Below are 21,924 nucleotides of genomic sequence, written 5' to 3'. Positions count from 1 at the left end.
GATATAATTAAAATAAAACTGTTGAGGATAAAATGCCACGTTACTCTGATTACAAATCTGCAAGAATTGAACTTGATAAAATTGAACAAAAACCAGAAAAATATCTAATAATCCACTATTCATGCGAAAGCTTTTATAACTTGAATGGAAAAACTCCAAAGATTGCATCAATTTCGGTTAGAAAGTTTAGTAATGGTCAAACAATGAATTTTTCTATTCATCAATTTGCTGAAATTTTGGACATTAAAATTAGTGATGACAATTACAAAACGGTTGAAAAAGAATTACTTACTAGTTTTTTCTCTTATGTTGAAAAAAACTATGACAAAACTTGGATTCATTGGAACATGAGAGATAATACTTTTGGCTTTCACGCTATTGAACAACGCTTCAAAGTCCTTGGTGGAGAACCCAAAATTATTGATGATGATAAGAAAGTAGACTTAGCATATCTATTCAAAAATCTCTATGGCGGATCATATATTGACAATCCACGTATTGAGAAACTACTTTTAAAAAATAAGTTGCAACCAAATCAGTTTCTTTCTGGTGCGCAAGAAGCAGAAGCGTTTAATAGTGCTCAATATAATGAATTAAGCATGTCAACATCTAGTAAAGTCAATACTTTTTCGAACTTTATAACGTATGCAATCAATGACCAACTGAAAACAAATGTCCCAAAATGGAAAATAAGGGGTACAAATATTATTGGTCTTTATACAACATTTACTTCAACTCTGTTTGGAAAGTTTTTAGTCTGGGCAATCAATTTCATTATCGGTGGAATAGTCGGAGCAATGATCGCCAAATACTTTTAGAATTTAGTTCAAGTTTTACTTGTTCTAGCTCTTTTTTAGCGTCTTCTTTAGTTATCAATGTTGGCTTGTCATACCAATCTAATTCAAGATAATACTTCTTATCAGATACAGATAGTTGTTCAGTAACCCATTGAAAATGTTCTAAGCGTCTTTGTAATTCATCCAAAACCTCACCTCCTGCTCCCTAATGGGAGTTTTTTTATTAAATGCAAAGCGAAAATATTTGCGAAATATTTAATTTAATGATTGACTTTTTTAAATCAATAGATTAAAATCAAGGTATAGTAAAAACACCGACAATAACGCTAATAAACTACTTATAAACTCGCCAAAGTTATATTTTTTAGTTTTATTTTTCGTTTTTTGTTTCGCTTTTATATTCGCTTTACATTCTATATTGTAATCTATTGATTAATAATTGTCAATTGTTTTTAATCAAAAAATTACATTATTTTTTGTTGAGCCTTAGAAAGGTTGACATATCAATGTTTCCAACATTTGAAAAAATCAAAGAACTGGCTGATAAACAAGGAATCTCAATAAATAGATTAGAATCAAATCTGGGTTACAGCAGAAATACTATTTACAACCTAAAAACCAAAAAGCCAAATGCAGAACGTATAGCCGAAATCGCTGACTATTTTAACGTCTCAACAGATTACTTACTTGGTCGCACTGATAATCCACAAATAGCAAAAGATGGTCAAGAATATACTTCTGATGATCTAAGAGAAATGGCCAAGAACGCTAAGACATTCGATGGTAAACCAGTCACTGAAGAAGATATTGAAGCCATTCAAAACATAATAGAAATTTACTTGAAGGGAAGAAGCTAGATGAAAAGAATCCATATCTTTATTGATGATTCTGGACGGCTAGAACCTCATTCAAAATATTTCGTATATGCTGGGTATTGCTTTATTGAGGATAAATCCAAAAATAAAGCTAAATCAATTTATAAAAAAAGAGTGAAGCAAATTGCTGATGAGAATAACTTTGATTTTGAACTTAAAGCCTCAAACTTAAAAGATTATAACCATCGCAACTCTTTGTATAAAGTTTTACGTCAAGAGTTGACTTTCTCCGTAGCTATAGATAATCACTATTTGAAAGATTATATCGTACAAGATAAAAAATCTCGTCAAAGATTTAAGGATTATGCCATACGTAGAATTATTAAAAAGCTTTTTAATAAATTGATATCACATGGATACGTTAACGCTGATGATGATATCGAATTATTTTTAAACATTGATCAACAAGGGTTTGCTACTAATGGCCTATATGGTTTAGGTGATGGAATTTTTGAAGAATTACATGAGGGAATTTATAATTTTAGTTATGGCAAATTTTTTAAACCAATTTTAACTGGTGATTTTAAAGTGTGTACAAAATCATGTGTGTCTGAAAACGATTATCTTATCCAAGCAGCAGATATTTTAGCAAACAGAATATGGAATTCATATACTATTAATGATTATAACTTACGAACAATACCTAATCATACATACCTGAAACTACCATAAAAAATAAAAGTTTTTCATTGACAAGAATATTAATGGTGTAGTAAACTAAACTTACAGGTTCAAGTACACTGTTAAATCAAACGGATTCGCGAATGATTATTTAAGCGTATGTTAAGTACGTCGCCTTCGTTTGGAAGCCCTTGTCAACTCGACAAGGGCTTTTTTTAATACTAATTGAAGGGAAGATAGTCTATGACTATTGATGAGGTCGTTGACTTATACGGAGTCACGCTTGCTTATTTTGATAATGAACTATGGCCAAGACCTGGTATCTATATAGATGAAATAAAAGTTGTTTTTGTAAACAGGACTTTATCTGAGGAGTCCAAAAAGAAAGTTATTTTCCATGAGCTGGGTCACATTGATCACGATTCTGGCCAATATCAAAGGCGACATGAAGAATTTGAATTGCAGGCAAATAGACATATGATTAAATGCTTACTTGAGGAAGAATTTGACAAAGTAGAAGATAAACACGAGTTTAACTACTTGTCTTTTATGCAAAGACATAATTTAAAGACCATAACTGATGAAGTTATGGTCATTGACGAGTATTACAATCTGCTTGATGCAGTGTAAATAAATACGGTAGATTTTTTTTCAATACGGTAGATTTTTTTCAATAATACAACATTTTTTGTTACATTAACCTATTTTATCGGTTATTTCAATATTAGAATACGGTAGATTTTTTAAAAAATACGGTAGAAATTCAAAGGAATTAAATAATGAAACTATTACCAGAAAACAAACACCTAGAGTATAAGGCTGCAAAACGATCACTCCCAAAAGATTTTTGGGAAACTTACTCGTCATTTGCAAATACTGAGGGTGGCCGAGTAATTCTTGGAATTACAGATGATCTAGAAGTGCAAGGCGTCTCAGATCCCGTAAAAATACAAGGAGAACTTTTTACTAATCTTAATAATATTCAAAAAGTTAATAAGAATCTTATTTCTGATAAAAATATTTCTATACAAGAAATTGATGGAAAGACAATAATAGAGATATTTATCCCAGAAGCTAGTATAAGTCAAAAGCCGATTTATATGAATCAAAACCCTAAGCAATCTTGGATTAGAGATTTTGAAACAGACAGGAAGGCTACCGATGAAGAACTTAAGGCGATGTTACGTAACTCTCAGGAAGACTTAGATAGTGATTTATTGGATGGTTTTGATATTTTAGATCTTGATGAAAATAGCTTGAGTGAATACAAAATTTTATTAAGTCAAACAGATAATCGATTCCAATCAATGAGCAATATGGATATGCTTATAGAAATTGGTGCATTCAAAAGGGATAGAAGTGTCACAGGAAAAATTGATTATAAACTTACCATTGGTGGATTATTATTTTTTGGAAAATACAATAGCATTACAAGCGCTCATGGTCTACAAAACTTCCATTTAGATTACTTTAATTACATTAATACAACTGAAAGATGGAGAGATAGAGTTGCTCCTGGTGAACCCGGTTATGCTAATATCAATATTTTTAGTTTTTACAGAACCGTACTCAGCAAACTAATTGCAACAATTGATTCTGAATTTGAGTTAGATAAAAATTTAAAAAGGACTACATATGTAAGGGATATTGAAGTATCATTGCGTGAAGCACTGGCCAATTCGCTTATTCATGCTGATTATTTTTCAGAAAACAGTGTAAAAATTGAAGCATATAATAGTTATTATAACTTTTATAATCCCGGCAAAATGAAGATTTCTGTAGAAGAGTTCATTAATGGAGGGACTCCAAAACCTCGTAACCATACTATAACGAATTTGTTTAGGAAAGTTGGAATTTCAGAAAGAGCTGGTTCTGGTGGACCGCAGATATTTGCAACAGCTCAAAATAATAAGTTAAATTTTCCTAATATTGAATTAGGTCAAAATAGTACCTCTATTCAAATTTGGAAAGTTGATATTGCTGATGCGCATCCTGATCTTGAAGAACAAGAAAAGGCAATAATAAAATTATTAACAAAAGAAATGGTACCACAGACATCTAGAGAAATAAAAGATAAGTTGAATTTATCAAAACATTATTTTGATAAATCAATCAAAAACCTAATTTCTAGAAATTTCATTGAACAAACTGGCCAAGGTAAGGCAACTAGATATTCATTGAAGACAGGAACTCGCGAATATTTAGCTTCGTTACAACAAATGTTTAACATTCTACAAAGTTATCATATTTCAAGGTAATAAAAAAGCCCCACACTATCCACCGACCAAAGCGAAGTGTGAGGCTAACTACGTATAAAAAAACAAGCATTAAATGGCTCGTTTTCTTATACCCATTTTAACATAGAAATGAGGTAAAAATCAATGTGGTCAGAAACATCAAAGACAGGACAAAAAAGATATGTCGAAAGATATAAGGATCCTTACACAGGTAAACTAAAAAGAGTATCTGTAAAAGTGGAGAAATTTACTGCCCAAGCAAAGAACAGAGCGGCTAAAGAACTACTAATTAAAATAAATGAAAAGCTAAGTATCAAGAACGATGTAGAAAAAATACTATTTGGCCAGTTATATGACGAGTTTGAGGAAAGTTGGAAACAAGGTGTTAGAAAGTCAACTGTCACTTCCTCCAGTAATATCAAAGCTGAGATAAAGAAAAGAATTCCGGACGACTATATTGTTAAAAATATTGACCGGAGACTATTACAGAAAATCATTAATGATTTAATCAAAGATGGTCGTTCTCATAACTATGTAGGCAAAGTAAAAGCTAAACTCAATCAGGTCATGAAGTATGCCATTAGAATGGGATATATTAGCATTAACGAAATGGACTACGTAGAAATGCCAAGGAAAGTAATTACCAGGGAAGTTCTTGAGAAGAAAAGGTCCAAGTATTTAGATCAGATAGAGTTTAAGCTATTCATTCAAAATCTAAAAGAAGAAGCAATCTGTGATTACAGAGTTAATAAGTATATCAGGATAGCAGAGGTCCTCTACCTAACGGGCATGAGGTATGGCGAACTTAGTGGACTTAGCTTTGACAATGACCTTGATTTTAAAAACAAAACCATTCATATCAGACATACTTTTAACTTTCCAGAGAAAATACGGACTGCCCCAAAGACAGCCAAGTCAGATAGAATTATCACTGCTCCCAATAGGGTATTTGAAATATTCAAAAAGCAGATGGCTGAGAACTTAAAAAACGGCTTTGAGACGGATTATATTTTCATCAATACAAAAGGTTACCCAACTACTCCAGAACGTGTCATAGGAGCTCTCAAGCGTCATGGACAGAAAGCTGGCATAGATAAGAACATTACAACTCATATCTTCAGACATAGTCATATATCTCTTCTTGCCGAGCTTGGCGTTCCGTTGCCTGCAATCATGGACAGAGTTGGCCATACTGACTCAAAGACAACACTAGAGATTTATTCCCATGTCACAGATAAAATGACCAATTATATCACGGATAAACTCAATAAACTAAATTACTAGACTTTGCCCCTTATCTGCCCCTATTTCAGATTTAAACAAAAAAAGAACCCTGTAAACGTTGATTTTACAGGGTTTTAATTATAAACGAAAATAGAGCACACGCCTGAAATCGCTTAGGGCTGCTGGATTCCTCCCCTGACCCACTTCACGCACAAGCGTTGCTCCAAGCTAATTGTAGCATAAATACATTAATTTGCCAACTCTGAATTTTGCTTCTTTTTTTCTAAAACTTTAAGAGCCTTCTTTTTCTGCCTGCTTTGTCTGAAAAATTCCTGCATGATAGCAGCGCATTCATCTGCTAAAAGGCCTGATTCCAACAAGACACGGTGATTCAATCGTTCATCTGTTAAGATTTGATAAAGACTACCAGCTCCTCCAAATTTTTGATTAGTGGCACCAAAAACTACATGGGGGATCCTGGCTAGACCAATTGCACCGCTACACATGACACAGGGTTCAATGGTCACAAAGAGGCTACTATCCAGCAAACGCCAATCTCCAACTGCTTCATTGGCCTGGTTGATGGCCATAATTTCAGCATGCATAATGGCCTGGTGCAACTCTTCACGGGCATTGTAGCCGCGCCCTATAATCTGCCCATCCTTAACGATGACACAGCCTATAGGGATTTCATCCTTAAGTAAGGACTTTTGGGCCTCCTTAAGAGCCTCCCTCATAAAAAATTCTTTTTCTTCTTTACTGTATATCATTACTCTTTTTTTCCTAAATGCCAAGACTTGTGAGGCAGGGCTATTTCAACAGGAATACCCTCTGAATATTTTTCTGTTTCTTTTTGTAAGATTTCCAAATGCCTGTCTGGGTCAATCCCTTGCGGTGGCAGTGGAGGAATATGTGTTAAAACAAGTTTCTTAACCTGAGCTTGGGCCGCAATTTGCCCTGCTTCCTTGGAGGTAAGGTGAGCCTGATGATTTTCATTGCCCTCATATAAATAAACATCTGCTAAGAATAAATCTGAACCCTGAGCAAAATCAGCCAAGGCTTCAAAATAGCCTGTATCAGCAGTGAACACTAGGATTTGACCAGTCTCTCGTTCAAGAATTCTAAAGGCGTAGCAAACCACGGGGTGAACTGTTTTTATAAAGGTGATATCAAAAGGTCCTATGCTTTGTTTTCCTGCAACATCATAAGCAACTCCCACTGAAACTTCTGGCATGGTCAGCTTTTCAAATTCATGCTGATCTTCATTATGGCCGTAAATAGGAAGGATTTTAGGATTCCATAAATGCTTAGGATAGAGTTGTCTGTAGTGTCTTAAGACTCCTAAGTCAGCCACGTGGTCAGGATGATAATGACTAATAATAACAGCATCTAAATCAAGAGGGCTAATAACCTTTTCCAGTTCATTGAGGGCTCGACTTCCTGCATCCATCAATAGCTGAAAACCATCTTCAGAAGTCAATAAATAAGAGGTTGTACCTGCATCCTTATAGGGATAGGCACCCCAAGAACCCAAGGTTGTAATTTTCATAATCAGTACCTGCTTTCATCCTTTTAGCCATTATATCAAAAATGTCGCCAAGTATCTCCCCTTACTCATTAGTAGAAAAAATCAATCAAGACTCCTACTTAAAGATTTAGAAGCAATTATCCACCTAGATAAAAAGCTCAGCACCTAAGTTCTGAGCTTCTATTTATCACTTTTTAAGTGGAAAAAACCAAGGCTATTTTTAACCACCCTTAGCAGGCTAATCTACAGGTAAGGATTCCCCCTTCTTGATCGTTATCTTTGTCTTCCTGCTTTGAACTGGCTTTTTAAGCCCTGCTATTTTTTAAAAGCCTTATGGATGTAAGCATGAGGAATTCTTAAGGCAATTACTGTTGCAAGGACAACCTTGATGGTATCCCCAGGAATAAAGGCAAGGTTTGAAATTAAGGCTGCCTTCAAAGACATCCCTGTATAGAAAGAGAGCCAGAAAGCCCCAACTAAGTCCACAAAAAGGACACCTGTAAGCCAAATAAATAAGAAAGTGAGAGCCTTCTGCTTTCCTTTATTTGTTTTGTATAGTAAGGAAAAAAGCACTGGCACAAAAATCCATGCAAAGACATAACCTGCAGTCGGCCCAGAAAAGACTGGAATAGTCGTTGCTTTGCCTGAAAAGACAGGTAAAAAGATTCCTAAAATCAGAAATAAGACAAGGGAAATACTGCCTTTTTTAGCACCTAGAATCAGCGCAGTTAACATGATTCCCATATTTTGAAGGACAATAGGAACAGGGATAAAACCAAGTGGTATAGCTGGAATAAAACCTAGGATGATAATGAGAGTTGTCATCATGGCCATATAAACTAAGTCTTTTGTTGAAAACATCTTTACTCCTTTGAAAAATAAATGTCTTTATGCAGTGAGCAATTAGGATTAAATAAACGCAAACAAAAAGGACAATAACCTTTTTCATAGCTTTCTTTGGTTAAGAAATGCTTGCAGGCGCCACAAAGAACAGGGTACTTTTCCTGTGCTTGGTTTGCTAGGAAATGATGGGATCTTAAAGCGTCATGACAGTGGTAACAGGCAAAATAAGCCTGACATTGTCTACACTTTAAAGCCACTATATCACTGTCACCATGGTAATGAAGGCAGCGACTTTCATTATCCAAAGCAATTCCTAAAATATCCATAATTACCACCTTTTTTATAGTTTAAAGAAAAGAAGATTTCTTGTCAACCTTATTTTTTAAAAAGGGTAACAAAAAACAACTGAAAATAAAAAACCGGGAAGACCCGATTTCATTTTTAAAAGTTACGCTTTGATTTATTGTAGCCATATTGCTCTAAGAAGTCCTGGCGGAATTCAAGCAAGTTATCATCAAGAATAGCTTGACGAACCTTTTTCATGAGATTGACTAAGAAATAAAGATTATGGTAGCTTGTCAGACGAATACCAAAGGTTTCATCAGCCTTTAAGAGGTGACGAATATAGGCACGTGTATAATTTTGGCAGGTATAGCAGTTACAATTATGATCCAGTGGGGTAAAGTCTTCAGCAAATTTAGCATTTTTCACAACCAGACGACCCTCACTGGTCATGCAGGTACCATTACGGGCAATACGTGTGGGTAAGACGCAATCAAACATATCTATTCCACGAATGACCCCATCAATAAGACTGTCTGGCGCCCCTACACCCATAAGGTAACGGGGTTTGTTTTCTGGTAACAATGGTGTGGTAAAATCTAAAACAGCATTCATCTCCTCATGAGATTCCCCAACAGCTAGACCACCCACAGAATAGCCAGGAAAATCCATAGCTACCAAGTCCGCGGCTGATTGGCGGCGTAGGTCTTCAAAGCCAGCTCCCTGAACAATTCCAAAAAGTCCTTGGTCATGAGGACGACGATGAGCTTTCAGGCCACGTTCTGCCCAGCGACTTGTTCTTTCAATGGATTTTTTGACATAGTCATAGGGCTGATAAAACTGGGGACATTCATCAAAACTCATCATAATATCTGAGCCAAGGTTATTCTGAATAGAGATGGCTTTTTCTGGTGAGAGGAACATTTTTGAACCATTGAGGTGGTTCTTAAAGGTTACTCCCTCTTCGGTGATATTACGAGAATCTGCTAGTGAATAGACCTGGAAACCTCCTGAGTCTGTTAGAATGGGCTGATCCCAGTTCATAAATTTATGGAGGCCACCAGCCCTGGCTATTAATTCATCACCTGGTCTCAACCAGAGATGATAAGTATTTGAAAGGATAATCCCAGAACCCATCTGCTTAAGTTCTTCTGGTGATTGTGTTTTGACAGTTGCTTGCGTCCCAACAGGCATAAACATGGGAGTTGGAAAAGTCCCGTGTGGGGTAATGATTTCACCAAGTCTTGCACCTGTGTGCTTTTCTTTTTTGATGAGACGATAAGTTATTGGATATTTAGACATTTTTTCCTCGCTATCAAGATAAACAGTCTTGAGCTTCATTTTTTTCATTAAAATTGGCTGATTCTTGCCAATTATTCTCTGACTTTTTATTTTATCAAAAATTAAGTTGCTTGTCATTGTAAGTTAGAGAATATCTGCTCTCATTTTGCTTCTTAGCCATTCCTAAAGCTCCTGACCTGTGCTATAATACTAAAAAAGGAGTATTATATGAAGATTTCTTCTCTCAAAAAAGAAGCCAAAGAGCTATTAAAAAACCTTAAAGGGAAATACCAGTTATTCTTAATACCATTTATCTTACAGGCTTTTCAACTGACCTTACAAATTCGGGAAAATTATCTGATACAAGAAGGGATTCAAATCTCTTTTCTAGCCTCTCTTTTTCCCATCTTGATGAGCTTTATTTTAAATATGTTTTTACTGTCTGCAGCCTTCACGCTTTTGTCTGTTATTCGCCAAAAACGTCAGGAAGTTTCTTTTTCAGATAGTACATTAACCTTCTCCAGAGACTATTTTTTTAAACTACTTTTTATAAAATTGGTTCGTTTTCTCTTACTTTTACTTTGGTCTTTGGTTCTCTTTCTTGGTTTAACCTTGCTTGTTATCGCTTCATTTGCCTATCTGTCCAATGCTCGAGCTGGAACTTCGACCCTACTTTCTACCCTTACTATGATAGGTGGTTTCATCATTGCTTTGGTTGGAGCTTGCATTTCAATTAACCGGCAAATTGCTTATTCCCTAGCTGAATACATTGCTTATGATCAGATCCAAAATAATAACTACCTGAGTAGCCTAGATCCTATTGAAAAAAGTAGGGACTTGATTAAAGGTTATAAATGGAAATTTTTCCTCTTACAACTTAGTTTTATTGGTTGGTATATCCTAGTTATTCTATCTTTCGGAATTCTCTACATATATCTTCTACCTTATCTCACTACAAGTAATCTTTATTTCTATGAAAACTTAAAAAAGAATAAAGAGGCTGCTAGCATTGACGCTGCTGCTTCTACAAGTGATTCCCTCTAAAAAGAACCTAGCAAAAAGGATACCCTTGAAAGGTATCCTTTTTAATAACGTTTTTTTCTCTTTTTTTGACATTCTGGGCAGATGCCATAGGCTATAATAGGGATCTTTGTGATTTGATAGCCAGTTTGTTCATGGGCTTCCTTAGCAACATCCATGACATCAACATCCATAAAATCTGCTATCCGTCCACAATCTTCACAGACCACATTAACATGTTGGTGTCCCATAAAATCGTAGTAAGTGGTTAAGTCATTAGCAATCTTGATCTCTGAAACAAAGCCCTCATCGACTAAAACTTTCAGATTGTTATAAACAGTAGCTAAACTCATATTAGGATAGTCATCCTTTAAATCGCGGTATATCTTATCTGCACTGGGATGCTCGGTAGATATAACCATATAAGTAATAATAGCTTTTCGTGTTTCTGTGATTCTAATGTGCTTTTCTCGCAAATGTTCTAACACATTTTCATAGGCATCCAAAGCTTGTTGATTATGTGAATGAACATCCATAAGCATCTCCTTTTTAACTTAATAATAAGTTATTATAATCTATTTTGAGGCAGCGATTCATAACAATAGCATCACATCCTGCTGCTCTTAGAATAGATTCAGCTTCCTGATTTTCTAAGCCTAACTGAGCCCAAAAGACTTTGGCATCTGTTTGAATAAAGTCTTCAGCCACCTGCGGAAGCGCTTCACTTCTTCTGAAGACATCCACTATATCAACAGTAAAAGGAATGTCCTTTAAGCTAGCATAAACCTCTTCACCAAGAATCTCTTGCCCTTCCAGTCTAGGGTTAACAGGAATAATGCGATAACCCTTATCTTTCAAAAAAGCTGAGACCCTAAAAGCAGCCGTGTCCTGACGGTCTGACAAGCCCACAACTGCAATAATCTTGGCCTGCTTAAGATACTCTTTGATGGTTGTTTGATCCGGATTTTGAAATGTATATGTCATAGCTACCTCAATTTCCACTTTATTATAACACAAAATTTCACAAAGACTACAATAAACTGTATTCTAAAGTTTCATTTTATCCATTATTTTGCTTCATACCAACTTTGGCCAGCATTTTCATCAGCCCTTAAAGGAACTGATAAAGAAACCGCCTCCTCCATGGTTTTCTTAACCAAGGTCCTGATCGCTTTTAGCTCATTATTTGGAACTTCCAAAACAATTTCATCATGTACTTGGAGAAGCATCTTACTTTGATATTTCCCAGCTTCAAGCTCTTTATCTAAATTAATCATAGCAATTTTTAGAATATCAGCTGCGCTTCCCTGGATAGGGGAGTTAATGGCTGTACGCTCCGCAAAAGATCTAATATTGAAATTACGAGAATTGATGTCCGGTAATTCACGACGGCGTTTAAAGAGAGTCTCAACATAGCCCTTGTCTTTGGCCTCACGGACAACCTCATCCATATAGCGTTTTATACCTGGATAACGTTCAAAATAGGTATCAATGTAAGAACGGGCCTTTTTACGGCTAATGCCCAGATTATTTGACAAGCCAAAATCAGAAATCCCGTAAACGATACCGAAGTTGACTGCCTTGGCATTACGTCGGTCGTTGGCTGTAACATCCTCTTCTTTTTCAATACCAAAGACACGCATTGCTGTTGACGTATGGATGTCTGCATTATTTCTAAAGGCAGCTATCAAATGTTCATCACCAGAAATATGTGCTAGAACACGCAGTTCAATTTGGGAATAATCTGAGCTCAGTAAGACAGAATCTGCTTCAGACGGAGTAAAAGCCTTTCTAATCAAGCGTCCTTGTTCCATCCGCACAGGGATATTTTGAAGATTAGGATCAATGCTTGATAAACGACCTGTCTGAGTCAAGTCTTGTACATAACGGGTATGGATCTTCCCATCTTCCATAATATAGTCTTGTAAGCCAATGACATAAGTTGATTGCAACTTGGCAATTTGACGGTAGTCTAAAATCTTGGCAACAATAGGAGCAATTGGCGCAAGACGTTCCAAGACGTCAACTGCTGTTGAATAGCCTGTCTTTGTCTTCTTAGTCAACTCGGTAGGCAACTGCATTTTCTCAAATAAAATGCTTCCCAATTGTTTGGGTGAATTAATATTAAACTCTTCACCGGCTAATTGATAGATTTCTTCTGTTAAACTGGCAATAATACTTTTATTTTGTTGAGCCATTTCTATTAGGCTGTCTTTATTAACCTTTATGCCATTGATCTCCATCTTAGCCAAAACATTTGCTAGTGGGAGTTCAATATCAAAAAAGAGAGCTTTTTGATCATTGTCGTCTAATTTAGATAAGATCTTATCCTTACTGTCAACAAGAACTTCTAGTTTACGTGCCAGGTGTTCAAAGAGAACCTCTTTTCCTGGCAATGCCCGTTTAGCCCCCTTGCCATAGACAAGATCGTCAGAGTCAAGGCGTAAATCTGTATGCAAACGCGCAATGGTTGATAATTCATTATCTTCAACATTGGACAGGAGATAGTTTCCTAGTCTAGCATCATAAGAGGCCTGAGGAACATCAATACCCAAGTGGCTGAGCAAGACTTTTGCCCGCTTGAAGTCATAAGTAGACATGGGTTTTTCTAAAAACTTCTTGAAGGCAGCTTCTCTGAGTAAGCTTGTATCATCTGTTAGGTAAATATGATCTTTATTCCCCCAAGCAAAGGCCACAATGTCTTCTCTGTGGTAGTTATCTTTTAAGACCTCAAAATAGATTGAATCCTCATCAGTGAAGTAATCTTCCTTTATATCTTCAACTATCTGATAGTCAATGTCTTCTTTAACTTCTTCTTCAGGTGCATCCTTAAGAAGGCCAGCCTTTAATTGAACAAAGCCCATTTCATCATAAAAGGCAGCTAGACTTTCTACATCTGGTCCATGATAGAGGATATCATCTAAGGCAACTGTGATTGGAGCATTGGTTTCAATAGTAGCTAGGGTTTTTGATAAAAAGGCTTGGTCCTTATCATTGATCAAGTTCTCTTTCATCTTAGAAGCTTTAAAAGAGTCGATATTGTCATAAATCCCTTCTAAGCTGCCATATTCATGTAAAAGTTTTAAACCAGTCTTTTCACCAACCTTTGTAACACCAGGAATGTTGTCCGATTTATCTCCCATCAGCGCCTTGAGATCAATAAATTGTTGAGGAGACAATCCCATTTTCTCCATCAGATAAGCAGGAGTATATTCTTCAAATTCAGCAACGCCTTTACGTGATATTTCAACGACGGTATTAGCATCTGTTAGTTGGATCAAATCCTTATCACCACTAACAATGGTAACATCAAAGGGAACTTCTGTTTTTTCTGCCATCTTGTCCAGCGTCCCAATGATATCATCTGCTTCGTAATTTTCAAGTTCATAAAAAGGCACACCTAGGGCTTTTAACATCTCCCTAATGTATGGAAATTGTTCTCTAAATTCATCTGGTGTCTTTGCTCGTCCAGCCTTATAATCTGTGAACATTTCTGTTCTAAACGTTGTTTTGCCCGCATCAAAAGCCACCAAGACATGTGTTGGTTGAACCCGGTTCATCATATGCGTCAGCATCAAATGAAAGCCATAGATGGCATTGGTGTGGAGACCACTTTGACTCTTGAAGCGATCGATTTGATTATAAAGTGCAAAAAAAGCACGAAAGGCTATTGAAGAGCCGTCAATTAATAGTAGTTTATTCTTGTTTTCCATACCTCCATTATAACACATGCTAAGGGCATTATCTCCTGTAGAAACTCATTCTTTCCAAATAGAAAGAACCCCTGAAATTAATCAGAGGTTCTCTTCTTTAATCAGTCCATTCTGCTACTTTTTTAGGATTTTCTTTGATCCATTTTTTAGCAGCATCCTTTACTTTCATTCCTTTGTTAACGTCTAGCATGACTGCTTCCATATCTTTTTTAGTCCATCTAAATTTCTTGATAATCTTCACCAACTCAGGCTTATCTTTAGCTAAGTTTTTGTGAGCAATGGTATGAATATTTTCAGCAGAACCATAGGATTTCTTAGGATCTTTTAGATATTTCAAATCATACTTGGCAAACATCCAGTGTGGAGACCAGCCCGTAATAACGATCTCTTCTTTCTTTTTAATAGCCTGATCCAGGGAGGTTGTCATCGCTCCTGTTGAGGCTGATGTTAATTCCCAATCAGAAAGATTAGAGTAGTCTTTTAGAGATTGTTTAGCCGCACTCATAATACCTGCTCCTGGTTCAATCCCCGTAATTTTCTTGCCGGCCTGACTAGAAAGGTCTTCAATACTGTTAACATCCTTCATATAGGCTGGAACAACTAGACCCAGTTTAGTTCCTTTCAGGTTAACTCCAAGGTCTTCAATATTCTTTTTATATTTTTTATATTGTTGGCCGTGGGTGACTGGTAACCAAGCACTAACTGAAAAATCGGCATTGCCATTGGCAACACTTTGCCAGGCAACCGCATTATCAAGAGGGGTCATTTCAACATCGAAACCGTCTTCTTTTAAGACTTCTGCAATAACATTTGTTGAAGCAACCTCTGAATCCCATTGAACATAAGCTATTTTTACCTTTTGTCCCTTACCTGAACCATGGGCTTTTAGGTTAACATAGCTTCTTCCGAGAGCTGCCAAAACAAAGACAAAAAGTGTGGCTACACCAACCCATTTGTTGACCTTATCAGTTTTTTCTTTGTCCTCAGATCTGCTATTAAAGGTTTGCGTAATCCTATCCAGCACAATGGCCAAAATAACCAGGGCTAAACCTGAAACAAATCCAGTACCGATATCGGCATGTTGTAAGGCAGATAGGACTTCACGTCCCAAACCTGGTGCACCGATCATTGACCCTGTAACAACCATTGATAAGGCTAGCATCATGGTTTGATTAATACCAGCCATTATAGTGTTTTTGGCTAAAGGTAATTCAACCTTTAACAGTTTTTGTTTGCCAGTCGAACCAAAGGCATCAGCGGCTTCAACCAGCTCTGTAGAGATTTCACGAATACCTAAATTGGTAAAGCGTACTGTTGGGGGAAGAGCAAAGATGACAGAGGCAAAGACACCTGGCACCATCCCAATACCAAAAAAGGCAACTGCCGGAATCAGATAGACAAAGGCTGGCATGGTTTGCATAAAGTCCAAAATAGGATTAATAATATGCCCCACTGTGGGTTTTTTAGCCATCCAAATACCTAGCGGAATCCCTAGGACGATTGAAATTAAGCTAGCTACTAGAACCAAGGTAAAGGTATTGATCAAATGTTCCCATAACCCTTGGTTATAAATGAATAAAAGTCCTAAGCAGGTGAACAGAGGTAGGGGCCATTTCTTCTTTGCAAGGAAAAAGACAGCCACTGTCGTAAAGAGTATAAAGACTAATGGATTAATAAATAGTAAGGTATTGGTTATCCAATCCATCAGGAAACCTCCTACCTTTTGTAAAAAGTCAAAAAGACCAGAAAAGGTATGAGTAATCCATTCTGTTATATTTTCGACCAGCTTAGCCACTGGCAGCTTGTTTTGTAATATATTGTCCAAAATAATATCTCCTCCTTATTAGCTCTTGGCCTGAAGCTCTTGCTCTTCTTTTTCAAGCTCAGCCATTTCTCCATTCTTAGGATCAGAAACAGCGACTTTTTCATCTTCCTCATCAGGAATATTAGCCAAGGCTTCAATTACCCGTCCACGAATGATAACACCCAATAAACGATTATTATCATCAGTAACTGCAATTGGTGTTGAGGAATCATAAATTAAAGGCAAGATATCTGTAATCACTGTATCTTTAGAAACTGTAATAACCTCTCTATCAATCACTTCAGATAGGGGTAGGCCTTTTTTACGTGCCTCACTAGCAGCGTCCGCCGTTAGGGTTCCAAGGAGCTGTCTGCGGCGGTTGGTCGCCATCAGCATTGAAACTTGCTCTGTATGCATCCGATTTAGAGCCACCTGTGGACCATCAATTTCGATTGTTGCAGTAAAGGGTTTAATCATGATATTTTGTGCTGTTAAGACCTTAGAGCGGTCAACGTCTTCAACGAATTCACGAACAAAGTCGTTGGCTGGGTTGGTCAGGATTTCTTCTCCCGTTCCAATCTGCATGATTTGTCCATCTTTCATAAGGGCAATTCTATCGCCGATACGAAGTGCCTCATTAAGATCATGACTGATAAAGATGATGGTCTGTTCACTTGTATCTTGTAGCTCTACCAGTTCATCTTGCATGTCGCGTCTGATCAGTGGATCCAAGGCTGAAAAAGCTTCGTCCATAAGGAGAATCTTTGGTCCATTGGCCAGGGCACGCGCTAGACCAACACGCTGTTGCATCCCACCAGATAATTGGTTGGGATACTGATCCTTCAGGTTTAACAAGCCGGCATTTTCAAGGGCCTTCTCAGCTCTTTCCTGCCTCTGAGCCTTTGGAACACCACGCAGCTCCAAACCAAATTCGGTATTTTCCAGAATGGTTTTATGAGGGAAAAGCGCAAAACTTTGAAAGACCATATTAACATCATGACGTCTGACCTGGCGTAACTTTTCTGCATTCATCTTAGAGATATCTTTTCCAGCTAGACTGATGCTTCCCATAGAAGGTTCAATAAGGCGGTTGAGCATGCGAACCAAGGTTGATTTCCCACTACCGGACAAGCCCATGATAACAAAGATTTCACCTTCTTTTACTTCAAAACTAACATCATAAACACCGATGGTTGAGCCGGTTTTCTTAAAAATCTCGGACTTGCTCTTTCCCTGCTTGACCATCTCTAGAGCAGCTTTTTGTCTTTTACCAAATATTTTTGTTAAATGTTTAACTTCTAGTATATTTCCCATTATAAGCCTCTCTTTAAACTTCTTTCTTCTCATTTCAAAAATAATAAAGTTAGAATTTGTATTTTTTGAAACAGAACACAACAATGTTATCATGTATGGTCACTTTTGTCAAATATTAAAACTCTCTAAAGACCTTTATTTTTCAAGCCTTTTCATCATTTTTATCATTAATTTATTCCGAAAATTTAATCCAAAAAACCCTCAAAGTAACCATAAAAAGAGATAGAGTTTACTTTTTCTCTATCTCTTCTTGCTCTTATTTTTGACAGCGGTAAACCTCAATATGCTGCGGGAGAACCTCAACAGTTATGGGCAAATAATCACCCTTGTCACCATCGGTATTTGTTTGCAACTCAGCATCTTTAACAGCTATGGTCACTTTTGATAATTTTTTATAGCTGACCTTCTCATCACTTTTTCCATTTTTTGAGAATAAATTGGGCAAGGCAGCCAAGCTTTCTTTGACATTTTTATCTTGAGTGATGACCAGATGCAAGTAGCCATCATTAGTTTGAGCATGGGGTGTGAACTGATTCATGCCACCAATAGAATTGGTCAGAGCAATCAAGATAAGAGAACTTTCCATCCTTTCTTTTTTGCCATCATAAGCCAATTGAAACTCATAAGAAGTATTGCTTAGGAGATTTTGCACAGCTGAGATAAGATAGGCCAGAGGACCTAACTTTGTTTTATCTTCAACTTCAACATCAATAAGGGATTCAGGAATATTACCTATAGCTACAATATTTGTAAAATAGTGGTCATTAACCTTACCAATGTCTAGCGGATGTGTCTGATCTAAAAGCATGGTCTCAATAGCTTCTTTGGGATCTAAAGGAATATCTAGTGCACGCGCAAGATCGTTCACGGTTCCTAAGGGGAAAAAGCCAAAATGGGGTCTATAGTCTTCTTCAGCTATCCCACTGACTCCTTCATTAACCGTTCCATCTCCACCCATCACAAAGACACTGTGATAATGATCCTGAGCTGCTTTTTTAGCAAAATTTTTGGCGTCTCCTGCCTTTTTGGTATATTTCACCTCTACCTGATCAAAATAGCTGGCTAATTTATCCTGGGCCGCTTTTTGATAGGTCTTAGCTTCTTCGCCTCCTGCAGAAGGATTGACAATCAAAACAACTTTTTTCATAAGTTCTCCTCTCTAGAAAAACGACTTTCTTTCATTCTAGCATAGGAAGCTCCAAGTATAGGTAAATAAAGCCTCAAAAAACGACCTTAACTTGTCTATTAAGATCGTCTTTTTTATTTTAAAGTAAGGCTTTAAATTGAATATTAGAGTCTTCAAGGAAGCAATCGTCAAAACCACGAGGATGATGGTATTCAATCCTATTTTGGTCTTGAGGATAGGTATATTTACCACCAACTTCCCAAATGAAAGGATGGAATTGATACTGCAAGCGTTCCTTACGCATTTTCCAGAGTTCTAAGATCTCATCTGTTGAAGCCATAAAGTTTGACCAGATATCGTAGTGAACTGGGATAATGACTTTGGCACGGAGATTTTCTGCCATTCTAAGAAGGTCAACTGAAGTCATTTTATCCTGTATTCCAAGAGGATTTTCACCGTAGTTATTTAAGGCCACATCAATCTTATAGTCACGGCCATGTTTTGCAAAATAATTTGAAAAATGAGAATCTGCACCGTGGTAGATAGTTCCACCAGGTGTCTCAAAGATATAGTTAACAGCCTTACGAGCCATTTCCTCATCAGTTACAGGTAGACCTGCTAGTTCACCATCTTGAGAATCTGCACCTTCAACTGGTAGGGTCACCAAACAAGTGCGGTCAAAGGATTCTACTGCAGTCACTTTCATGTCTTTAAAGGCAAAGCTGTCGCCTGGCTTCACAATCATGATGCGATCTTCAGGAACGCCCCATTTCTTCCAGATTTCACCACATTCATAAGGTCCAACAAATTTCACATGATTAAGCTTTGGATTGTTGATAATAGCTGCCGCAGTATTGATATCAATATGGTCACTATGGAAGTGAGAAACCAAGTAGTAGTCTAATTCATTGATAGCAAATGGATCAATAACCATTGGTTGTGCCCGTAAATTAGGTTGCAATTTGCGAACACCCGCCATATTAGCCATTTGATGCCCACGAACCATGTCTTTTACTTTTTTAGTTGATTTTCCACGGTTTGACCAGAGGTCCATAACAATGTTAGCACCGCCAGGTGTTTTTACCCAGATACCACAATTGCCCAGCCACCACATTGAAAAGTTATTTTCTGGGACAATATCTTCTTCAATTTCTTCATTTAACCAGGTTCCCCACTCTGGAAAAGTACTCAAAATCCATGATTCACGTGTAATATCTTGAACTTTAGCCATTCAAATTTCCTCCAAGTTTCATTATTTCTACATTATTAGTATAGAACGAAGCGAGCCTATAAAAAAGACCAAGTGTCACACATGTATGTGTTCAAAAATGGACTGGATTTGTGTAGGTACTAGAGTTACTCAATCCCTTTGCAACTGCAACAGATGCTTTGCTTGTTGCCTTTCTGTATAGGGCGACCATAGGGAACGGGCACTCCTGAACAGGTGACTATTGTTACTTTGCTCCGCTATTTTCTCAGGGCATACTAAAAACCTCAGTTATGTTTTTTCTACGTCATAGAAAAACTGAGGTACCTTTTTTGATATGTCGACACTCACAACAATTCGCGGTGAATGAGTTTTTCAATTTTGGAAGTCAGCGCATAGCGGTCTGATTCATCTTTGACAACTGCCTCGATAGCCTTGGCCAACTCGGTGGAGAAATGTGAATGGTCGGTCAGACGCCCCTGCTTAGAGAAGCGAATCAGCTTGATAATGTCATCATCGCTTAAAATGGGATTGACAATGAGCATGGGAACTTTGGTTTCCAGAGCATCCGTTGTGGCAACAATCATATCCACTGACAGAAGGTCATAGACACTCTGATACTGCTCTGTTGTAAAGACCGCTTCAATCTGACCATTGGCCAAATACCGTTGGCACTGCTTGAGCAAGAGTTTTTGAATGCCGATACCATCATCGGACACAATAACCAACTTGGTCTTTTCTTGGTCGACAGTGTTATTGCGTAACTCTCCACCTAGGTGAATGGTCAGGTAGGCCACATCATCGTCTGTCAGGCTGATGTCCCAATCCTTTTCTAAAATAGTGGCACAGGACTGTGCCATAGCAAACAGTTCTTCGTATTTTTCCTTGATGTGGTCTGTCAGCGGATTGACTGAGAAGATCCCATAAGCTTTGCGGTAAACAAGTGCCTTGCAATGAGTGGTTAACTGCTTCAACAAGTCCTGCTTATGGGTAAAATGCAACTGATAACGGCTCTCCAACTGGTCGATAAAGTGACTAATGGTAGCACGCATGTCCTCATAATCCTGGCTTTCCACATGACGATCCTGATCTTTTCGGAAAGACAACATGAGCATGGCTACCATTCCCACTTCAATGTCATCCAAGTGGAGTTTGAAATTCTGGTAAAGCTCACTGGCTAATTCCTGAGCAATCTGGTACTCTTTGCGCTTCCAAATCAGGTTAAAATCCTTTTTGAGGGCATTTTTGACATCTGAATTAAGCCACATATTGCGGTAACTCAGAAGCATAAAGGGCAAGATTTGCAACATGAATTGGCTATCTTGGATATTAATCGTCTTTCCTAAGCTAGCCTGAGATAAAAAGAGGTACTCGTGGAAATAATCTAGAATATCTTTTGAAAAATAAACTGATAGTCCCTGTGTTTCTGATAGTTTGCGGTCAAACATATCAATGAAGCTGCTGTTCCCCCCTTGATAGACATCAACCAATACTTTATATAAGTATTGAATCAAGGCCATAGGGTGACAATCAAAATAATAACCTCTTGCCTTGGTGGCATGGAGTTGAATTTTGTACTGCTTGTTCTCCAGCTCTTCCCTTAACTCCGTTAAATCATTCAAAATGGTATTACGGGACACATCATTGATTTGCATGAGTTTGTCAATGGTCACTCTCTCGGTGGAAACCGCAATATAAATTGAAGATAGGTGCCGGCGCTCATCACTTTTCATGACGTAATTATAATCAGTCACTTCTTCTAACAATAAACGGCAGACAGCTTTTTGCTCCTCATTTAAAAGAATCCCGATCCGAGGATAAGAGATAATTTGCTCAACCTCTTTTGGTAAAGCCTCATTAATCTTATCAAGCTGGTAATAGACTTTACGCCGCGATTGGTTTAGGGCATGTGAAATAGCCATGACCGTTTCAGGCGCTTCAAGCTTGAGTAAATAAGAGAGCAAATCATAACTCTTTTTATCCAAAATCATCATTGTTACAAACCTCCTCCCTAAAAATCCGTCTTTGTCTATTTTATCACGATTTTAGCGA

At 37.3% G+C, this 21,924-nt stretch carries 21 protein-coding genes and 1 other RNA gene; 7 read left to right on the top strand and 15 right to left on the bottom strand.

From position 1 onward, the window contains the following. Window positions 1–32: 32 nt before the first annotated feature. Window positions 33–818 carry a hypothetical protein gene (locus HBN42_RS04750; RefSeq protein WP_165993927.1) on the top strand — a complete coding sequence of 262 codons (786 nt, stop codon included), beginning with the start codon at window positions 33–35 and terminating at the stop codon, window positions 816–818. Here HBN42_RS04750 and HBN42_RS04745 read toward each other — a convergent pair. Continuing rightward, on the bottom strand, window positions 775–984 hold the full coding sequence (locus HBN42_RS04745; protein WP_165993926.1) for a hypothetical protein: 210 nt from the start codon (window positions 982–984) through the stop codon (window positions 775–777). The genes HBN42_RS04750 and HBN42_RS04745 overlap by 44 nt on opposite strands. A 319-nt stretch (window positions 985–1,303) precedes the next feature. On the opposite strand from HBN42_RS04745, the gene HBN42_RS04740 reads away from it, so the two are divergent. The 5 genes from HBN42_RS04740 to HBN42_RS04720 all read left to right on the top strand — a co-directional run bounded on the left by HBN42_RS04740 (window position 1,304) and on the right by HBN42_RS04720 (window position 5,814). Continuing rightward, window positions 1,304–1,654 carry a helix-turn-helix domain-containing protein gene (locus tag HBN42_RS04740; protein WP_165993925.1) on the top strand — a complete coding sequence of 117 codons (351 nt, stop codon included), beginning with the start codon at window positions 1,304–1,306 and terminating at the stop codon, window positions 1,652–1,654. Then, window positions 1,655–2,344: a DUF3800 domain-containing protein gene (locus HBN42_RS04735; RefSeq protein WP_165993924.1), complete on the top strand. Its 690-nt coding sequence runs from the start codon at window positions 1,655–1,657 to the stop codon at window positions 2,342–2,344. Between the two features lie 192 nt (window positions 2,345–2,536). Beyond that, a complete protein-coding gene (locus tag HBN42_RS04730; RefSeq protein ID WP_165993923.1) occupies window positions 2,537–2,923 on the top strand; it encodes an ImmA/IrrE family metallo-endopeptidase in 387 nt (128 codons plus the stop codon). A gap of 149 nt (window positions 2,924–3,072) precedes the next feature. Continuing rightward, a complete protein-coding gene (locus tag HBN42_RS04725) occupies window positions 3,073–4,551 on the top strand; it encodes an RNA-binding domain-containing protein (protein WP_165993922.1) in 1,479 nt (492 codons plus the stop codon). A 123-nt stretch (window positions 4,552–4,674) separates the two neighbouring features. Further along, complete coding sequence (locus HBN42_RS04720; protein ID WP_165993921.1) at window positions 4,675–5,814, top strand: tyrosine-type recombinase/integrase; 1,140 nt, start codon at window positions 4,675–4,677, stop codon at window positions 5,812–5,814. Window positions 5,815–5,898: 84 nt separating this feature from the next. Here HBN42_RS04720 and ffs read toward each other — a convergent pair. The 6 genes from ffs to tgt all read right to left on the bottom strand — a co-directional run bounded on the left by ffs (window position 5,899) and on the right by tgt (window position 9,709). Next, an RNA gene (gene ffs, locus HBN42_RS04715) (signal recognition particle sRNA small type) lies at window positions 5,899–5,984 on the bottom strand. Window positions 5,985–6,002: 18 nt separating this feature from the next. Next, on the bottom strand, window positions 6,003–6,524 hold the full coding sequence (gene tadA / locus HBN42_RS04710) for a tRNA adenosine(34) deaminase TadA (protein ID WP_165993920.1): 522 nt from the start codon (window positions 6,522–6,524) through the stop codon (window positions 6,003–6,005). Further along, on the bottom strand, window positions 6,524–7,303 hold the full coding sequence (locus tag HBN42_RS04705) for an MBL fold metallo-hydrolase (RefSeq protein WP_165993919.1): 780 nt from the start codon (window positions 7,301–7,303) through the stop codon (window positions 6,524–6,526). Before HBN42_RS04705 ends, tadA begins: the two co-directional genes overlap by 1 nt. A 294-nt stretch (window positions 7,304–7,597) precedes the next feature. Then, complete coding sequence (locus HBN42_RS04700; RefSeq protein ID WP_165993918.1) at window positions 7,598–8,143, bottom strand: biotin transporter BioY; 546 nt, start codon at window positions 8,141–8,143, stop codon at window positions 7,598–7,600. 2 nt (window positions 8,144–8,145) lie between these two features. After that, complete coding sequence (locus HBN42_RS04695; protein WP_165993917.1) at window positions 8,146–8,451, bottom strand: CHY zinc finger protein; 306 nt, start codon at window positions 8,449–8,451, stop codon at window positions 8,146–8,148. A 115-nt stretch (window positions 8,452–8,566) separates the two neighbouring features. Next, complete coding sequence (tgt, locus tag HBN42_RS04690; RefSeq protein ID WP_165993916.1) at window positions 8,567–9,709, bottom strand: tRNA guanosine(34) transglycosylase Tgt; 1,143 nt, start codon at window positions 9,707–9,709, stop codon at window positions 8,567–8,569. A gap of 207 nt (window positions 9,710–9,916) precedes the next feature. Here tgt and HBN42_RS04685 point away from each other — a divergent pair, with 207 nt between their 5' ends. Next, on the top strand, window positions 9,917–10,732 hold the full coding sequence (locus tag HBN42_RS04685) for a DUF975 family protein (protein WP_165993915.1): 816 nt from the start codon (window positions 9,917–9,919) through the stop codon (window positions 10,730–10,732). 41 nt (window positions 10,733–10,773) lie between these two features. On the opposite strand, the gene perR is transcribed toward HBN42_RS04685, so the two are convergent. The 8 genes from perR to HBN42_RS04645 all read right to left on the bottom strand — a co-directional run bounded on the left by perR (window position 10,774) and on the right by HBN42_RS04645 (window position 21,866). Beyond that, window positions 10,774–11,244 (bottom strand): peroxide-responsive transcriptional repressor PerR, encoded by a 471-nt coding sequence (perR, locus tag HBN42_RS04680; RefSeq protein ID WP_165993914.1) that lies wholly within the window; start codon window positions 11,242–11,244, stop codon window positions 10,774–10,776. 13 nt (window positions 11,245–11,257) lie between these two features. Beyond that, complete coding sequence (locus HBN42_RS04675) at window positions 11,258–11,692, bottom strand: CoA-binding protein (RefSeq protein ID WP_165993913.1); 435 nt, start codon at window positions 11,690–11,692, stop codon at window positions 11,258–11,260. An 83-nt stretch (window positions 11,693–11,775) separates the two neighbouring features. Then, window positions 11,776–14,421, bottom strand: coding sequence for a DNA polymerase I (gene polA / locus HBN42_RS04670; protein WP_165994180.1), 2,646 nt, complete (start codon window positions 14,419–14,421; stop codon window positions 11,776–11,778). A gap of 97 nt (window positions 14,422–14,518) precedes the next feature. After that, complete coding sequence (locus HBN42_RS04665; protein ID WP_165993912.1) at window positions 14,519–16,246, bottom strand: ABC transporter permease/substrate binding protein; 1,728 nt, start codon at window positions 16,244–16,246, stop codon at window positions 14,519–14,521. An 18-nt stretch (window positions 16,247–16,264) separates the two neighbouring features. Beyond that, window positions 16,265–17,539, bottom strand: a complete 1,275-nt coding sequence (locus HBN42_RS04660) for a quaternary amine ABC transporter ATP-binding protein (protein WP_165993911.1) — start codon at window positions 17,537–17,539, stop codon at window positions 16,265–16,267. Window positions 17,540–17,795: 256 nt separating this feature from the next. Next, window positions 17,796–18,686, bottom strand: a complete 891-nt coding sequence (locus HBN42_RS04655; protein ID WP_165993910.1) for a diacylglycerol/lipid kinase family protein — start codon at window positions 18,684–18,686, stop codon at window positions 17,796–17,798. A 118-nt stretch (window positions 18,687–18,804) separates the two neighbouring features. Then, a complete protein-coding gene (ulaG, locus tag HBN42_RS04650) occupies window positions 18,805–19,896 on the bottom strand; it encodes an L-ascorbate 6-phosphate lactonase (protein ID WP_165993909.1) in 1,092 nt (363 codons plus the stop codon). 323 nt (window positions 19,897–20,219) lie between these two features. After that, on the bottom strand, window positions 20,220–21,866 hold the full coding sequence (locus tag HBN42_RS04645; RefSeq protein ID WP_165993908.1) for a BglG family transcription antiterminator: 1,647 nt from the start codon (window positions 21,864–21,866) through the stop codon (window positions 20,220–20,222). Window positions 21,867–21,924 lie beyond the last annotated feature (58 nt).

This window comes from Streptococcus catagoni (genome assembly GCF_011421425.1).
In the GTDB taxonomy this organism is placed as follows: domain Bacteria; phylum Bacillota; class Bacilli; order Lactobacillales; family Streptococcaceae; genus Streptococcus; species Streptococcus catagoni.
Note: the sequence above shows the minus strand (reverse complement) of the source record. Positions and strands in the feature narration are given on the sequence as shown.

Bases quoted from the DNA above. Each gene is read 5' to 3' on its own strand.
- HBN42_RS04750 (WP_165993927.1), top strand. From the start codon at position 33: ATGCCACGTTACTCTGATTACAAATCTGCAAGAATTGAACTTGATAAA.
- HBN42_RS04740 (WP_165993925.1), top strand. From the start codon at position 1,304: ATGTTTCCAACATTTGAAAAAATCAAAGAACTGGCTGATAAACAAGGA.
- HBN42_RS04735 (WP_165993924.1), top strand. From the start codon at position 1,655: ATGAAAAGAATCCATATCTTTATTGATGATTCTGGACGGCTAGAACCT.
- HBN42_RS04730 (WP_165993923.1), top strand. From the start codon at position 2,537: ATGACTATTGATGAGGTCGTTGACTTATACGGAGTCACGCTTGCTTAT.
- HBN42_RS04725 (WP_165993922.1), top strand. From the start codon at position 3,073: ATGAAACTATTACCAGAAAACAAACACCTAGAGTATAAGGCTGCAAAA.
- HBN42_RS04720 (WP_165993921.1), top strand. From the start codon at position 4,675: ATGTGGTCAGAAACATCAAAGACAGGACAAAAAAGATATGTCGAAAGA.
- tadA (WP_165993920.1), bottom strand. From the start codon at position 6,524: ATGATATACAGTAAAGAAGAAAAAGAATTTTTTATGAGGGAGGCTCTT.
- HBN42_RS04705 (WP_165993919.1), bottom strand. From the start codon at position 7,303: ATGAAAATTACAACCTTGGGTTCTTGGGGTGCCTATCCCTATAAGGAT.
- HBN42_RS04700 (WP_165993918.1), bottom strand. From the start codon at position 8,143: ATGTTTTCAACAAAAGACTTAGTTTATATGGCCATGATGACAACTCTC.
- HBN42_RS04695 (WP_165993917.1), bottom strand. From the start codon at position 8,451: ATGGATATTTTAGGAATTGCTTTGGATAATGAAAGTCGCTGCCTTCAT.
- tgt (WP_165993916.1), bottom strand. From the start codon at position 9,709: ATGTCTAAATATCCAATAACTTATCGTCTCATCAAAAAAGAAAAGCAC.
- HBN42_RS04685 (WP_165993915.1), top strand. From the start codon at position 9,917: ATGAAGATTTCTTCTCTCAAAAAAGAAGCCAAAGAGCTATTAAAAAAC.
- perR (WP_165993914.1), bottom strand. From the start codon at position 11,244: ATGGATGTTCATTCACATAATCAACAAGCTTTGGATGCCTATGAAAAT.
- HBN42_RS04675 (WP_165993913.1), bottom strand. From the start codon at position 11,692: ATGACATATACATTTCAAAATCCGGATCAAACAACCATCAAAGAGTAT.
- polA (WP_165994180.1), bottom strand. From the start codon at position 14,421: ATGGAAAACAAGAATAAACTACTATTAATTGACGGCTCTTCAATAGCC.
- HBN42_RS04660 (WP_165993911.1), bottom strand. From the start codon at position 17,539: ATGGGAAATATACTAGAAGTTAAACATTTAACAAAAATATTTGGTAAA.
- HBN42_RS04655 (WP_165993910.1), bottom strand. From the start codon at position 18,686: ATGAAAAAAGTTGTTTTGATTGTCAATCCTTCTGCAGGAGGCGAAGAA.
- ulaG (WP_165993909.1), bottom strand. From the start codon at position 19,896: ATGGCTAAAGTTCAAGATATTACACGTGAATCATGGATTTTGAGTACT.
- HBN42_RS04645 (WP_165993908.1), bottom strand. From the start codon at position 21,866: ATGATGATTTTGGATAAAAAGAGTTATGATTTGCTCTCTTATTTACTC.